Here is a 13,791-nt window from a genome sequence, read left to right as displayed (position 1 = left end):
CCTACGCCCGATATCGCAAATGGGGTTGGTACCGGGTCGGCTGGCAACGTCCGAGCTGGGACGACGCGCCCAGGTTCGATGTCCTGATGCGGGACCTGGACGCTGGCCCGGGGCGTTCACGAAGCGGCGAATAGCGGCAGGCGTGGAGAGGCGTTCGAGGCGGAAATTGTCAGCGGCTCGCCCGTAGCAGGCGGACCGGACGCAGTGCTTCGGATGGTTCGCCCTCGAATTCCGCAGATCCATCGAGGTATCCAGCGATGAGGTCCGTGGCGGCGTGGTCTTCCACGTCGGTGAAGCCGAGCCCGCGCAGCTGTGCGGCGATGCGGTCGGGCGTGAAATAGCTGAACCAGGGTTCGCCGACAGCTGACGCCCGCTGTGCACGAGCCTGCAGTTTCGCACGGTCCTCGTCGGTGTCCGCCGCCCGCAGGTAGTCGAAGATCACCTCGACCGGCTCCGATTGCCCAGCAATGTATTCGAGGGTGGCGCTGGCGGCGTCGGGAGTCAGATAGTAGACGACCCCGAGCCACACGAACACGGCCGGATCGGTCCGGATGAATCCGGATTCCTCCAATTGCGTTGCCAGGGTGTCTGTTTCGAAGTCGACCGGTACGAAAGTCAGCTGCTCGGGCCGGTCGATACCGGATTCGGCGAGGCGTTCGCGTTTCCATGCCTGGGTAGCGGGATGGTCGACCTCGAATACGCGCAGACCGGGATGCGGGTTGCGGTAGGCGAAGGTATCCAGGCCCGCGCCGAGGATCACGAGCTGCCGCACGCCGGCCGCGGCCACCCGATCCTCGGCGAAACGGGCACGAGCGGCGAAGAACAGGCGGCGCGGCCGGTCACCGACACCCAGCCGCAGGATTCCGGAGTCCACACCGCTAGCGGGACGATCCGCCGCGGGCCGGCCCAGTTCGGTCAGCTCATCCACCGTGACACCCAGCAGACGTGCCGCCAGCGGATCGGTGAGAATCCGCGGCCGGTCGGCAATTTGATGATAGGCACGGGCGTAAGCAGTTACGAGCGCCGTCCGGCTGGGTCCCGCATTGTCCATAGTCGAGAAGCTACTCGCGAATACTGCGCGAGAACCCGTGAACTCACCCACATCCGCCCCATCCGGGCCGATCGGGTCGTGGCGGCCCGTGACCGTCGGATATCCACGACGGCTGTGACGATGATCCTTCATCTCGGTGCTCGGTCCATCACATCGGACATCACGATGTCCGGCCTTCCTGTTCGAGTTCACCTCCGATGCTCCAGACTACGTGCCTCTGTACAGGGAGGATATGACCCTTCTGTATGCGGAGACCGAAGCGGAAGCGCGTGAGCTTGCCGAGGAGAACTTCCGGAGCGACGAGGGGACCTACAAGAGCGCAGACGGCCACAACGTCACCATCACTCCTACCGCAGTGGTCGACGTCGTGGCAGCATTGATCGACGACCTGTCCGAGGGCGGTGACCTGTATTCACGCCACTTCCGTGACTTCGAGGCCTACTCGAAGTGGGAGCCGATGCTCAACGACCGAGTTTCCGACAATTACGTGATTACTGTCGGTCGCGGGCTGCTGAGACGTTCCTGGCGCAGCCCTCGAATCAAGAGCCTCTGGGACCATCGTTCGTCTCCAGTCTGCCCGGTCGAGGACAAGACCGAACACGAGAATCTGGCAACGATGAAAACGAACAAAGGCGTGTAGCGCCGAATGGTGTCGGAGCGGGGGTTTCGAAAAGATGATGGCGCGTATCGGGCTGGTCGGCGTGCACTCTCACAACCTCCGGCATGCCGGGAACCGATAATGGAAAGATGATGTGCATGTCGCGGGTGACCAGCGAATATGCCGTGGAGCCGGTGACGGGAATCGAACCCGCGCCATCTGCTTGGGAAGCAGAGATTCTGCCATTGAACTACACCGGCCTTGCGCCCACAGGCGCGAAGGGCAGCTTAGCAGAGGCCGGGCGTGAGCCCTAAATTTCTCGGTTCCCGCTCCGGCCGTCCGACTCCTCGATGGTCAGCGTTCGGACCAGACACCGAGCCGGTTGCCGCTGGGATCGGTGAAATGGAAGCGGCGGCCACCGGGGAAGTCGAAGGGACCTTCGGTCACCGTGCCGCCCGAGGCCGCGACCGTGCGGAGAGTGCCGTCGAGGTCCTCGGAGTAGAGCAGCACCAGCGGGCCACCGGTGGAGACTTCGTCGGTGGAGGCCAAACCGCCCGCTTCCCCTTCCGAACCGTCGAAACGCCGGATACCGGCGTAGGCGGGGCCGTAGTCGTTGAATTCCCAGCCGAACGCCGATCGGTAGAAGCGTTTGGCGGCGTCCAGATCGGTGACCGCGAGTTCGATGTAGTCGATGCCGTGATGGGTGTGGGCGCTCGTTTCGGACATGGGCGTACCTCCTCGTCGCTGCGGCTGTGTGCGGGGCGTCGGTGGGCCGCGCCCGCCGAGTGGAGTATGCCCGCGGGATACGACAGGAAACGGGCCCCGAGGACCGGGGGCGACGCCGCTCGTTGCGGTCGCTACGCTCGTGGCGTGCTGCTTTCCGATCGTGATATCCGGGCGGAGTTCGCCGCCGGACGGCTCGGGCTCGAACCGTTCGAGGACGGCCTGGTCCAGCCGTCCAGTATCGATGTGCGGCTGGATCGGATGTTCCGGGTCTTCAACAACACTCGCTACACCCATATCGACCCGGCGCAGCGCCAGGACGAGCTGACGAGCCTGGTGGAGCCCGCCGCGGGTGAACCGTTCGTGCTGCATCCCGGTGAATTCGTGCTCGGGTCCACGCTCGAGGTGTGCACCCTGCCCGACGATCTGGCCGGGCGGCTCGAGGGCAAGTCGAGCCTGGGGCGGCTGGGGCTGCTCACGCATTCGACGGCGGGGTTCATCGATCCAGGATTCAGCGGTCACATCACGCTGGAGCTGTCCAATGTGGCGAATCTGCCGATCACGCTGTGGCCGGGGATGAAGATCGGACAGCTGTGCCTGTTCCGGCTCACCAGTCCGGCGGAGAATCCGTACGGCAGCGCGGGCACCGGGTCGAAGTACCAGGGGCAGCGCGGACCCACGCCGTCGCGGGCGTATCTGAATTTCCCGGTATCGAGTTAGGGCCGATATCGAGTCGGGGGCCGCGCTCGGTGAGGCGGGCGACGGGAGCGTCCGACCTGTGTCCGAGTACTGGACGGTCGATGACGGCGGCGCCGGGGTGGTGCCGGCCGTGGCGGTGCGGTCTTCGCTGCGGGCGAGGATCGATGCCGGGCAGCTCGAGACGTGGCTGACCAGTTCGGCCGGGCGGTCGCCGGCCTTCGTCACCGATGCCGAGCGCGCGATGGTGATGCTGCCGGCCGGGCCGGGTGATCCCGGTGAGCATGCCGTGGACCCGGACGCCGACGGCTGGAGCGAGGGGTTCGTGCTCGCCGGCGGGCAGCAGGACCAGTATCCGGATGCCGATACCGTGCCGATCGCCGCGGCGTTCGGGATGGTGGAACATATCGTCGCCACGGGGTCCCGGCCCGCGGACGGCCGCTGGGTGGCCGATCGCCGAGCGGGCGGTCAGGGGGTCTCGGTGGGGTGAGGGCCGAGAACGAGATCGGTGGTCCGGGCCAGCACCTCGCCGCGATCGAGGCCGCCGAGCGGGTCGGCGGCCAGGAAATGCATACCGATTCGCGCGCAGAAGGCGAGCAGGCTCCGGGCCTCGACCTCGACCGGGTCGGTGAAATAAGTCCCGATCATCTCGCGCAGTAGTGCCATGCGCTGGTTGTCGACCCGGCGCAGACGGGCGGCGACTTCGTCGTCGCGCCGGGCCCAGTCGCGGATCGCGAGATCGATGGGCAGCAGTTCGGGAGAGAGGGTGAGCGCGCCCGCTCGCTGGATCTTGGTCCGGGCGTCGCCTCCTTCGCGGGTGACGCTTTCGAGTACATCGTCGATACTGCGCCGTTCCCAGGTGTCCAGCATCGCCTCGAGCAGTGCGTTGCGGTCGGCGAAGTATCCGTAGAACCCGCCCTTGGTGACGCCGAGCGATTTCGCGAGTGCTTCGACGCGGACCGCGTCGGGGCCGCCGCGGGCGAGGGCGCGCAGCCCCTCGTCGATCCAGCCGGCGGTCGTCGTCCGTACCGCACCCACGTTGTGTCTCCCTTCACAGCCCCAGATCTATACGCCACCGTATATTCGCGCTAGCGTTGTTATACGCCAGCGTATAACAGGAGGTGGGTGCAGAGATGACCGAGGATTCCGAAATTCGCCCGACGACCGGCGCTCCGGTCGCCTTCCGGCGGCACGATATCGACGAGTCGATCCGGGCACACGGCGGTCCGGCGGCATACGACTACGCCGATCAGTTCACGATCGTCCCGGCGCCCGGCCGGTCCGCGACACCGGAAGAGTGGGCGCGTACCGCCCTCGACGAGGTGGCGGGCATACGAGGGCAGTTCGTCTGGCGGATCGTACTGGGTCTGCGATTGTGGCGGCGATCTGCGCCCGGTCAGGTTGCCGGCTGGCCGATCGTCGAACGCGGTGCCACGTGGATCACACTGGGGGCACGGTCCTGGTTGCTCAGCGGCCGTCTGGTGCTCGAACTGGCCGGTGAAACCGTCTCCATTGCTACCTTTCTCCGTTACGAACGTGGGCTGGGTGCACGGGTCTGGACGGTGGTGTCCCCGCGGCATCGACGCTTCGCGCCGGTGTTGCTGACGGAGGCGGCCCGGATTCTGTCGGAACGGAGGTGACGAGATCCCCTTTCGGGGAATCCATTCCGCCGCCCCGTGGCACCGGCGTCGTGGCCGGAGATCCGGTGGCCGGCCGTATTGTGCGCCGGCCGTATCGGATTCGTGCCGGTGGATCGGGCGGGCTGTGTCCGGCAGACCCGGTTGCCGGACACAGCCCCATCCCCGGTCATTCCACGGCGTCGCCGGCCAGGAGCGCCGCGTTGATCACCGAGGACAGTGGTGGCAGCAGGCCGTCGCGTTCCGGCGGTACCACCCAGTTGCAGCCCTCGCGGTTCCAGCGGCCCAGGCCGGTGGGCAGCATGACCGCGCTGCCTATACCCGGGATATCGATATCGATGCGCTGCAGCATCTCGACGACTTCCGGATCCGGGCGGCGATCCGGGTATGCCAGGAAGCTCCAGCGGATCTGCCGGGCCAGCATGGGAACGCGGATCTCCCGCGAATCCAGCAGATCGCGGACAGCTTTCGCGCGTTCGGTGGGTAGATGGACGACACAGGCCCGGCTGGTGATCGGCAGCATCACGAAGCCGCCGCGTTCGGTGGCCGATAACCCGAATTCGTGACGATAGTAAGCGGCCCAGTCGTCGACCGTTCTGAGCTTTTCCACGTTCACGGTGAATCCCCTTGCCTCCTGCTGCCGAGCCTCCCTGGCGTGCCGAGCCACGGCCCTGTGCCGGTTTCGCCGACCTGTGCTTCCAGGATCCCGCCCGGACCGGCGAGTCGGGAACGCCTATACGCTCGCGTTCCACTGCCCTTGCGCTGCCATTCGCAGTGGTGGCGAAATTCCCTGTGGTTGCAGTCACATTCGGCTCGTACCCTGGAGAAGGAAATCGTTCGGAAAGGGTGACAACGTGGTCGGCCAGTGGTCTGGAAGGGAGGCCCGGGCGCTTCGCGAGGCCAAGCGGATGAGTATCCGGGAGTTCGCGGCACATCTGGGTGTGCACGAACGACTGGTGTCCAAATGGGAGGCCGGGGGCGACCGGGTGCATCCACGTCCGGTCAATCAGGCTGCCCTCGATACCTGTCTCGCCAGGTCCGACGATATCGAACGGACGCGGTTCGCGGCGTTGACCGCTCCGGAACCCGTTCCCGGTCCGCGCCCGGAGGCCGGCCGGTCCGCCGTGCCCGGCGGATATTCCAATGACGCCGAACTCCTGGCCCTCATCGATACCGGTGCGGCCCGTGGGGAGGGGCTGGCGGCGATTTCGGAGAGGGATCTGATCATGGCGGCAGCGCACGAGGCGAGCGAACACGCGGGCCGGGCGGAGGGGACGAATATCGGTCCGAGCACGCTGGATCAGCTCGACGCGGATGTCACGCGGATCGCGAACGACTACGTGCACACCCCGCCGATGCCGATGATGGTGGAGATGCTGCGGGTGCGGCGCCGGGTGTACCGCCTGCTGGAAGGCCATCAGCGGCCGTCGGACACCAGCCACCTATACCTGCTCGCGGGGTCGCTGTCGGGACTGCTCGCCAACGCGAGTACCGATCTCGGCTATCTCGATGCCGCCGGGGAGCAGATCCGCGCGGCCTGGGCGTATGCGGAAATCTCCGGCCACAACGGGTTACGGGCCTGGGCGCGCGGTATGCACGCGCTCATCGAGTACTGGTCCGAGCGTCCACACCGGGCGCTACAGCTGGCGCAGAACGGCCAGCAGTACGCGGATTCGGCCACCGCCGCGGTGCGGCTGCACAATATCGAGGCCCGGATCTGGTCGAAGATCGGTAGCACCGCCGATACCGAACGGGCCATCCACGCGGCGGCCGACGCGAGTGCCGCGGCCGCTGCCGACAGTCTGCACGACGAGGTAGGTGGCGTTTTCGGGTTCTCCGACGCGAAAGCCAGCTACTACGCGGGCGCGACCTATATCCACCTCGGTCTGGCCGAACCCGCGCTGGCGGCCACCGAACGCACGATCGAGCTCTACCGCACCGGTCCGGCGCGCCAGCGATCCTACGGTGCCGAATCGCTGGCCCGTGTCGATTCGGCCGCGGCCCACCTGATCAACGGCAGCCTCGACGGCGCCGAGGCCGCCCTGCTGCCCGTGCTGGCCCTCGACGAGGACAAACGGATCGCGCAATTGGAGGAACGGCTCACCGGTGTGCGCCGGCGGATCTGTGCCCCCGCCTTCCGCGGGGTCGCCGAAGCCAGGGCACTGGACGAGCGGATCGAGGAGTTCTGCGGATCGACCGCCACCCGCAGCCTGCCACCGGGGAGCGGGTGAAGCGCCGCCGCGGCGCCTGCGTACCGGTACCGGGCGGAGCCCCGACCGGCGGCCGGACCCCGGCTCTGCGCTCTGTTCAGGGGTAACGGTCGTGCAGCGGGCCGGGGCGGGCCGGATATCCGCTTGCCCCTGGTGGCACCATGGATCGGGTGAGTACTGGCCATTCGCACCCCGCGCCCCGGATTCTGGAGCAGTCCAAGAAGCTGCAGAATGTCGTCTACGAGATCCGTGGACCGGTACACGCACACGCGGCACGGCTCGAATCCGAGGGCCACCGGATCCTGAAACTCAATATCGGCAATCCCGCGCCGTTCGGATTCGAGGCACCCGATGTGATCATGCGGGATATGATCGCCGCCCTGCCGACCGCGCAGGGCTACTCCGAGTCCAAGGGCATCCTGCCCGCGCGACGCGCGATCGTCACCCGCTACGAACTGGTACCGGGTTTCCCGGAACTCGACGTCGACGATGTCTACCTCGGTAACGGGGTATCCGAGCTGATCACCATCACGATGCAGGCCCTGCTGGACAACGGGGACGAGGTGCTGATCCCGGCCCCCGACTACCCGCTGTGGACTGCGATGACCAGCCTCGCCGGCGGTACCCCGGTGCACTATCTGTGCGACGAGGCCAGCGGCTGGCAGCCCGATATCGCCGATATCGAATCGAAGATCACCGAACGCACCAAGGCGCTGCTGGTGATCAACCCCAACAACCCGACCGGTGCCGTGTATTCGGCCGAGGTGCTCCAGCAGCTGGTGGATCTGGCTCGCAAACACCAACTGTTGCTGCTGGCCGACGAGATCTACGACAAGATCCTCTACGACGACGCCAAACATATATCGCTGGCGACGCTGGCGCCGGATCTGTTGTGCCTCACCTTCAACGGATTGTCGAAGGCCTACCGGGTGGCCGGTTACCGGTCCGGCTGGCTGGCCATCACCGGGCCGAAGGAGCATGCGGCCGGGTTCCTGGAGGGGGTGGATCTGCTCGCGTCGTCGCGGTTGTGCCCGAATGTGCCCGCGCAGCATGCCATCCAGGTGGCACTCGGTGGGTACCAGAGCATCGAGGATCTGATCCTGCCCGGCGGGCGGTTGCTGGAGCAGCGGGACGTGGCCTGGGAACGATTGAACGCGATTCCCGGCGTGTCGTGCGTGAAACCCAAAGGCGCGCTGTACGCATTCCCTAGGCTGGACCCCGAAGTCCACGAGATCCACGACGACGAGAAGCTGGTTCAGGACCTGCTGCTGCAGGAGAAGATCCTGATGGTGCAGGGGACCGGATTCAACTGGCCGCACCATGATCATCTCCGCATCGTGACCCTGCCCTGGGCCCGCGATCTGGCCGTTGCCATAGAGCGTTTCGGCAATTTCCTCGCGAGCTATCGACAGTAGCGGGGCGGGTAACTCTGGGTTAAAACAGACTCTTCATCCGGATTAAACCCAATTTTCTGAACCTACTGGCACAAAAGAGGATCCTGTGTGTACAGTGGTCCTCGGCACTCAAAGTGCCCGGCCAGGTTGTCTACCCCCCCTGGGCAACCTGGTCCTCGGGTTAGGCCGCCTACCCCCCTGGGCCGCCTGCCCGCGGGCGGCGGAGACATCCCCCTGCTCTCCGCCGCCCCTTCCCGAGGTTCTCGGAATTCCGCGTAATCGCAGCGTAAGCCCCATCCGCCGGTCACATGGCCGATCGGCGAATCCTCTAGGCTGACCGGGGTGAGCGACCATCATCACCATCACGACCACTCCCGGCCGATCGCCATCGGCGCGACCGCCGCCCGTGTCGTGGTCGGTCTGCTGGTCGCCATCGGGATCGTAGTCGTCGTCGCGACGATCGCCCTGTGGCCCGACCGTCAACAGGTCGAGATTCCGCTCCCCATGCAGAACGCCGACGGTTCCGCGGTGGTCACCGAAGCCGGCACCGTCATCCGGCAGGATCTCGGCACGTGCGGCAGTGCGTCCATCGGCCGCGTCTTCGACGGTGAACCGCAGCAGCCCGCGATGCAGGTCTACGACTGCCAGCGGAGCCTGATCCGCATCGAATCCGGTCCGCACGAAGGAAAGCACACGCTGCTGGAAATCGCACCGGGCCCTGGGCAACCCGATCTCGCGGCCGGTGACGAGCTGCGGATCGTGCGGCAGGCCGGACCCGACGGAACACCCCTGTATTCCTTCGACGACTATGCGCGCGGTCTCCCGCTGAGCCTGATAGTGCTGGCCTTCGTCGTGGTGATCGTGGTGGTCGCGCGCTGGCGCGGGGTGCGGGCGCTGCTCGGACTGGTTTTCGCGTTCGCGGTGCTGGTCGGGTTCCTGCTCCCCGCGCTGCTGGACGGTAAACCCGCGATACCCGTCGCCCTGGTCGCGGGCTCGCTGATCCTCTACGCCGTGCTCTATCTGGCACACGGGGTGAATCTGCGCACCAGTTCCGCGCTGCTGGGCACCCTCACTTCCATGGTGGTCGCGGCCGTGCTCTCCTGGCTCACCATCGAGGCGACCTCGCTCACCGGTCTGTCCGAGGAACAGAACACCAATGTCGCGACCTATATCGAGCACGTCAGTATCACGGGTCTACTGCTGGCCGGTTTCATCATCGGTTCGCTCGGTGTGCTCAACGATGTGACCATCACCCAGGCGTCGGCGGCATTCGAACTCGCCGAACTCGACAAGAAAGCTACGCGGCGTGAGGTGTTCGCGGCGGCGATGCGGGTAGGGCGCGACCATATCGCCAGCACTGTGTACACCCTGGTCCTCGCCTATGCCGGTGGCGCGCTGCCGCTGCTGCTGCTGTTCAGTGTGGCGGGACGGCCGATCCGGGATGTGCTGGTGGGCGACGCGGTGGCCATCGAGATCGCACGGTCCGCGGTCGGCGGTATCTGCCTGGCGCTGTCGGTGCCGCTGACCACCGGTATCGCGGTCATGCTGGCCCGGCCCTTCGGCAACAAACCCGCCGGCGACCCGGCCGCTCCCGCCCGGCGGGCCGCGGCGGCCCGGCGCTCGGATACCGGTCGCTCGGATACCGGTACCCATCGCAAGGTTTCACGGGCGAGCGCGAGCCCCGACAGCGGCCCCGCGCGTGACCGGGCCGGGCGCGGCTATCAGCCGTGGCCGACCACCGGGGACCAGCCGCAGGTGCCGCGCGCCGGCGAACAACGCCGCGGCCCCCGCTCCGGCGAGACGCCGCCCGCACGGGGCGGACAGTACGGTCCGCCGCGGTCCGCGCGGCGATACCCCGCTTCTCCTGATGGCGGGCCTCAGCAGGCCGGCCCACCTCGTCCGGAAAACCAGCGTCCGTGGAGCGGCGAGCAGCGTGCGGTACGGCGGCCGCGGCGGCCCGGGCCCGGATACGGCGGAGACTGACTTCCGAACCCGCTCGGTCAGCGACTGGGTGGCGGGAAGGGCAGCGGTGGAATCGTCGGTACCACGATCGGCGGTAGGCCCGGGACCTGGAAGGTGTTCGGGCCGCTGGTGGTTGTCGGTGTCTCGGTCTCCCGAGGTGCGGCCACCGGCGGCGGCTCCGCCAGCGATGCGTGTTCCGGTGGGGTGGTCGACGGTGCCCCCGCCGCTCCGGGCCGGACCGTGGGTGTGACCGCCGCGGTCGGCGGCGGCGGCGTCGTACCTTCGACAGTGGTCGATTCCTGGCGGAACATGTGCTGGCCGTAGCCGAGACCGATGCCGATCGCGGCCACCACCACCAGAGCGCTCACCGCGACCGCCGCGGCGCCGAGTTCCCGGCGCCGCCGCGGCGGCGGTTCGCCGAAGGAACGGCGAGGCAGGAGTTTCTGCGGGATCCGCAGTGCGATGGTCGGCGGATCCTCCTCCGGTGAGAGTTGCGGTACCGCCGAACTCCCCGGATGCGCTACCGCGGCCTGCGGTGCAGGCGTGGCATTACTCGGATACTTGTCGGTGCCGGCCGGGGCAGTCGGCGGAGCCGGGGTGGCCGGACCATTGTGTGACAGTGCGCTGGTCGCCGGACCGATGGTGGCACCGGCCGAGTCGTTGTGTGAAACAGCGGTGGGCGGCAGTCCGACCGCGGTACCGGCGGGCGGGCCGAAGATCCCCGGTTGCGGCATCGGGATATTCGGCCGGGAAACGGCCGGGGTGGGAACGGTTGTCCGCGCCGCGGGGTCGTCCGCTGCCGCGGTGTGGGATTCGGGATCCGGACCGAAGATACCGGGCCCGTCCGCCGGCCCGGAGAGATCACCCGCCGGTGCCGCGGCGGGCAGCGGCACCGGCTCGCTCACCCGGGCCGGGGCGGCGGTCGGGCGTGAATCCGGTGCTCGCCGCGCCAGCAGCGCTGCCCCGCGCGCAGTCGCCGCCTCGGGTTCCGGAGGGACCAGCACCGGCATTTCCAGAATATCGCGCAAGGTGCGGCTGACCAGCGGGATCCGTACGCCGCCACCCACCGCGAGCACGGCCTGCACCGTCCGGCCCGAACGACCGATGACCTCACGGGTGGATCGAACCGACGCCTCGACGGCCCAGGTGATCAGCGCGGTGAAATTCTCCTGGGTGAGCAGCACCGGCCCGTAATCACTGGGCAGGGCGACGGCGGACGTGGCCGAGAGCTTCTCCTTGGCCGAGCGGCACAACGCGTCCAGCCGTGCCAGACCGGCCGGATCCGGCGGATGGGCGATACGGCCCGAATTGATCTGCTGCTCCCGGACGAGCGAGTCGAAGTATTCGCCGCTGATATCACAGGTGCGTTCGGTGTGCACGACCTGCCCGTCGGCGATATCGACGACCGTGACCGACAGTCCGGAGGCGCCGAGATCGTAGACGCCGAGAGTGGTGATTCCGGCCAGGGCACCGGAGGCGGTGGCGAATTCGAGCGTGGCATCGATATCGGCCACGATTTCGTAATCGTCGAGACCGTGTTCGGCCATCGCGACATGCACGGCCTCGGCCTGTAGTTCGTCTCGGCAGGCCAGTACGGTGCGGGCGATCCCGGGATCGGAGTTCAGTGCCGCGGCCACCGACAACGCGGCCCGTTCGGCGCTCGGTGTCTCGGGTGGGACGACGAAGGTCCGCAGCTCGAAGGCTTGCGGGTCGGGCGTCGCCGCGCCCGCAGGTGGACGCGCCAAGCGGATCGCGCCGGTCCCCACCGACACTCCCAGTGCTGAACTCATCGGCAGCCCATCCGTACTTCCCGCTTCACGATATGCGAGCGTCGCCCGGTCGATGGTGACGGCTCATCCCCCGAACCACTCTTGTCGACAGTACCGCCCGGTCCCGTCGCCGCGGGAGGCAGCAACCGCCACCGTGAGCCGACCGGCCCCACGACTCTACGGGGTGCCCAGCCCCGCGTACACCCATCCGGCCGAGCGCCAGGCGGCCCGATCGAGACAATTGCGACCGTCGATGACAGAGCGGGCTCGCACCACACCGTCCAGATCCCGCGGCCGCAACTCCACGAATTCGTTCCATTCGGTGAGCACCAGCACCACATCGGCGCGTTCACAGGCCTCCACCACCGAGGTGGCGTAGTTCAGGGTGGGGAAGACGCGACGGGAATTCTCCAGGGCCTTCGGATCGTAGACGGTGACGACGGCACCGTGCAGCTGGATCATGCCGGCCACGTTCAACGCGGGGGAATCGCGCACATCGTCGGATTCGGGTTTGAAGGCGGCGCCGAGCACCGCCACATTCGCGCCCAGTAGGGAGCCCCCGCAGGCGCGGGCCGCCATATCCACCATTTTCGTGCGGCGGCGCATATTGATGTTGTCGACCTCCCGCAGAAAGGCCAGGGCATGGTCGGCCCCCAGTTCCCCCGCCCGCGCCATGAAGGCCCGAATGTCCTTGGGCAGACAGCCGCCGCCGAAACCGACTCCGGCGTTGAGGAAGCGGCGGCCGATACGGGCGTCGTAGCCGAGTGCGTCGGCCAGCACCGTGACATCGGCGCCGGTGGCCTCACAGACCTCGGAAACCGCGTTGATGAACGAGATCTTGGTGGCCAGGAACGCGTTCGCCGACACTTTGACCAGCTCCGCGGTGGCCAGATCGGTGAGCAGGAACGGGACCTCGGCGGCGAGCAGATCCGCGTAGAGCTCCTCGACGACCTCACGCACCCAGGCCGACCGCTCCCGCTCCTGATCCACACCGAGCACCAGGCGGTCCGGTCGCAGGGTGTCCTTCACCGCGAAGCCCTCGCGCAGGAATTCCGGATTCCAGGCCACCTCGATATCCACCGGGGCCAGGGCGCGGGCGCGGCGCCCCAGGTCGGCGGCGGTACCCACCGGGACGGTGGATTTGCCGACGATCACCGAGGGACGAGTGATGAGCGGCGCGAGCCTATCCACGACGGCGTGCACGTATTTCAGGTCGGCGGCGTACTCGCCTTTCTTCTGCGGAGTTCCGACGCCGAGGAAATGGAGGTCGGCGTGCTCGGCGGCCTCGGTGTAGGAGGTGGTGAACCTGAGTCGCCCCGAATCGAGATTGCGGCGCAGTACCGCCTCGAGGCCCGGTTCGTAGAAGGGAGTGACACCGTCGGAGAGTTTCGCGACCTTACCCGGGTCGATATCAACTCCGATCACATCGTGTCCGAGTTCGGCCATACACGCTGCGTGCGTGGCCCCCAGGTACCCGGTTCCGAAGACTGTGCATCGCATGATCGATTGGTAATCCCCGCCGGTGCACACACCAGAAAACCGAGGCGAGGTGCTGGGCAACAGCAGATGTACACCCGACGACACGGTTCCCCGGAAGGCGGCGACCAGGGCGTACCTTCGCGTTCGCTGCGGCCGTGCGCGTTGTGCGTACCTTCGCGTTCGCTGCGGCCGTGCGCGTTGTGCGTACCTTCGCGTTCGCTGCGGCCGTGCGCGTTGTGCGTACCTTCGCGTTCGCTGCGGCCGTGCGTACC

Annotated in this window: 12 protein-coding genes, 1 tRNA gene and 1 pseudogene; 7 read left to right on the top strand and 7 right to left on the bottom strand. The window is 67.4% G+C overall.

Translation table 11 applies throughout. The annotated features are described in order from the left end of the window. Positions 1-169: 169 nt before the first annotated feature. Complete coding sequence (locus tag ACWEWT_RS22690; protein WP_452561719.1) at positions 170-1,051, bottom strand: class I SAM-dependent methyltransferase; 882 nt, start codon at positions 1,049-1,051, stop codon at positions 170-172. Between the two features lie 136 nt (positions 1,052-1,187). On the opposite strand from ACWEWT_RS22690, the gene ACWEWT_RS22685 reads away from it, so the two are divergent. After that, on the top strand, positions 1,188-1,691 hold the full coding sequence (locus ACWEWT_RS22685) for a DUF4288 domain-containing protein (protein WP_452561718.1): 504 nt from the start codon (positions 1,188-1,190) through the stop codon (positions 1,689-1,691). A 144-nt stretch (positions 1,692-1,835) separates the two neighbouring features. Here the strand turns inward: ACWEWT_RS22685 and ACWEWT_RS22680 are convergent. Next, a tRNA-Gly gene (locus ACWEWT_RS22680) sits at positions 1,836-1,909 on the bottom strand. Between the two features lie 94 nt (positions 1,910-2,003). After that, entirely contained in the window at positions 2,004-2,375 is a 372-nt protein-coding gene (locus ACWEWT_RS22675; RefSeq protein WP_452561717.1) for a VOC family protein, read from the bottom strand. A gap of 144 nt (positions 2,376-2,519) precedes the next feature. Between ACWEWT_RS22675 and dcd the strand changes: the two genes are divergently transcribed. Together dcd and ACWEWT_RS22665 are read left to right on the top strand one after the other, a co-directional pair. Further along, positions 2,520-3,092: a dCTP deaminase gene (dcd, locus tag ACWEWT_RS22670; protein ID WP_452561715.1), complete on the top strand. Its 573-nt coding sequence runs from the start codon at positions 2,520-2,522 to the stop codon at positions 3,090-3,092. Between the two features lie 58 nt (positions 3,093-3,150). Continuing rightward, complete coding sequence (locus ACWEWT_RS22665; protein ID WP_452561714.1) at positions 3,151-3,558, top strand: hypothetical protein; 408 nt, start codon at positions 3,151-3,153, stop codon at positions 3,556-3,558. On the opposite strand, the gene ACWEWT_RS22660 is transcribed toward ACWEWT_RS22665, so the two are convergent. Next, positions 3,537-4,106: a TetR/AcrR family transcriptional regulator gene (locus ACWEWT_RS22660; RefSeq protein ID WP_452561713.1), complete on the bottom strand. Its 570-nt coding sequence runs from the start codon at positions 4,104-4,106 to the stop codon at positions 3,537-3,539. The genes ACWEWT_RS22665 and ACWEWT_RS22660 overlap by 22 nt on opposite strands. 95 nt (positions 4,107-4,201) lie before the next feature. On the opposite strand from ACWEWT_RS22660, the gene ACWEWT_RS22655 reads away from it, so the two are divergent. Then, positions 4,202-4,708: a hypothetical protein gene (locus ACWEWT_RS22655; RefSeq protein ID WP_452561711.1), complete on the top strand. Its 507-nt coding sequence runs from the start codon at positions 4,202-4,204 to the stop codon at positions 4,706-4,708. Positions 4,709-4,874: 166 nt separating this feature from the next. Here ACWEWT_RS22655 and ACWEWT_RS22650 read toward each other — a convergent pair whose 3' ends face one another. Then, on the bottom strand, positions 4,875-5,321 hold the full coding sequence (locus ACWEWT_RS22650; protein WP_452561709.1) for a hypothetical protein: 447 nt from the start codon (positions 5,319-5,321) through the stop codon (positions 4,875-4,877). Between the two features lie 292 nt (positions 5,322-5,613). Here ACWEWT_RS22650 and ACWEWT_RS22645 point away from each other — a divergent pair, with 292 nt between their 5' ends. The 3 genes and pseudogenes from ACWEWT_RS22645 to ACWEWT_RS22635 all read left to right on the top strand — a co-directional run. After that, positions 5,614-6,936, top strand: a complete 1,323-nt coding sequence (locus ACWEWT_RS22645; RefSeq protein WP_452561707.1) for a helix-turn-helix domain-containing protein — start codon at positions 5,614-5,616, stop codon at positions 6,934-6,936. Positions 6,937-7,076: 140 nt separating this feature from the next. Further along, the gene (locus tag ACWEWT_RS22640) at positions 7,077-8,330 is read left to right on the top strand and encodes a pyridoxal phosphate-dependent aminotransferase (RefSeq protein ID WP_452561705.1); all 1,254 of its coding nucleotides are present in this window, start codon (positions 7,077-7,079) and stop codon (positions 8,328-8,330) included. A 321-nt stretch (positions 8,331-8,651) separates the two neighbouring features. Continuing rightward, positions 8,652-9,920, top strand: a pseudogene (locus ACWEWT_RS22635) (YibE/F family protein); the annotation flags it as partial. A gap of 389 nt (positions 9,921-10,309) precedes the next feature. On the opposite strand, the gene ACWEWT_RS22630 reads toward ACWEWT_RS22635, so the two are convergent. Together ACWEWT_RS22630 and ACWEWT_RS22625 are read right to left on the bottom strand one after the other, a co-directional pair. Beyond that, on the bottom strand, positions 10,310-12,061 hold the full coding sequence (locus ACWEWT_RS22630) for an Hsp70 family protein (protein ID WP_452561704.1): 1,752 nt from the start codon (positions 12,059-12,061) through the stop codon (positions 10,310-10,312). A 156-nt stretch (positions 12,062-12,217) separates the two neighbouring features. Beyond that, on the bottom strand, positions 12,218-13,540 hold the full coding sequence (locus tag ACWEWT_RS22625; RefSeq protein WP_452561703.1) for a UDP-glucose dehydrogenase family protein: 1,323 nt from the start codon (positions 13,538-13,540) through the stop codon (positions 12,218-12,220). Positions 13,541-13,791: the final 251 nt, after the last annotated feature.

The organism is Nocardia sp. NPDC003963 (genome assembly GCF_053605105.1).
Note: the sequence above shows the minus strand (reverse complement) of the source record. Positions and strands in the feature narration are given on the sequence as shown.

What these genes read in the sequence shown, in the direction of transcription:
- ACWEWT_RS22655 (WP_452561711.1), top strand. Translation starts at nt 4,202, where the DNA reads ATGACCGAGGATTCCGAAATTCGCCCGACGACCGGCGCTCCGGTCGCC.
- ACWEWT_RS22630 (WP_452561704.1), bottom strand. Translation starts at nt 12,061, where the DNA reads ATGAGTTCAGCACTGGGAGTGTCGGTGGGGACCGGCGCGATCCGCTTG.
- ACWEWT_RS22625 (WP_452561703.1), bottom strand. Translation starts at nt 13,540, where the DNA reads ATGCGATGCACAGTCTTCGGAACCGGGTACCTGGGGGCCACGCACGCA.
- ACWEWT_RS22690 (WP_452561719.1), bottom strand. Translation starts at nt 1,051, where the DNA reads ATGGACAATGCGGGACCCAGCCGGACGGCGCTCGTAACTGCTTACGCC.
- ACWEWT_RS22675 (WP_452561717.1), bottom strand. Translation starts at nt 2,375, where the DNA reads ATGTCCGAAACGAGCGCCCACACCCATCACGGCATCGACTACATCGAA.
- ACWEWT_RS22640 (WP_452561705.1), top strand. Translation starts at nt 7,077, where the DNA reads ATGGATCGGGTGAGTACTGGCCATTCGCACCCCGCGCCCCGGATTCTG.
- ACWEWT_RS22645 (WP_452561707.1), top strand. Translation starts at nt 5,614, where the DNA reads ATGAGTATCCGGGAGTTCGCGGCACATCTGGGTGTGCACGAACGACTG.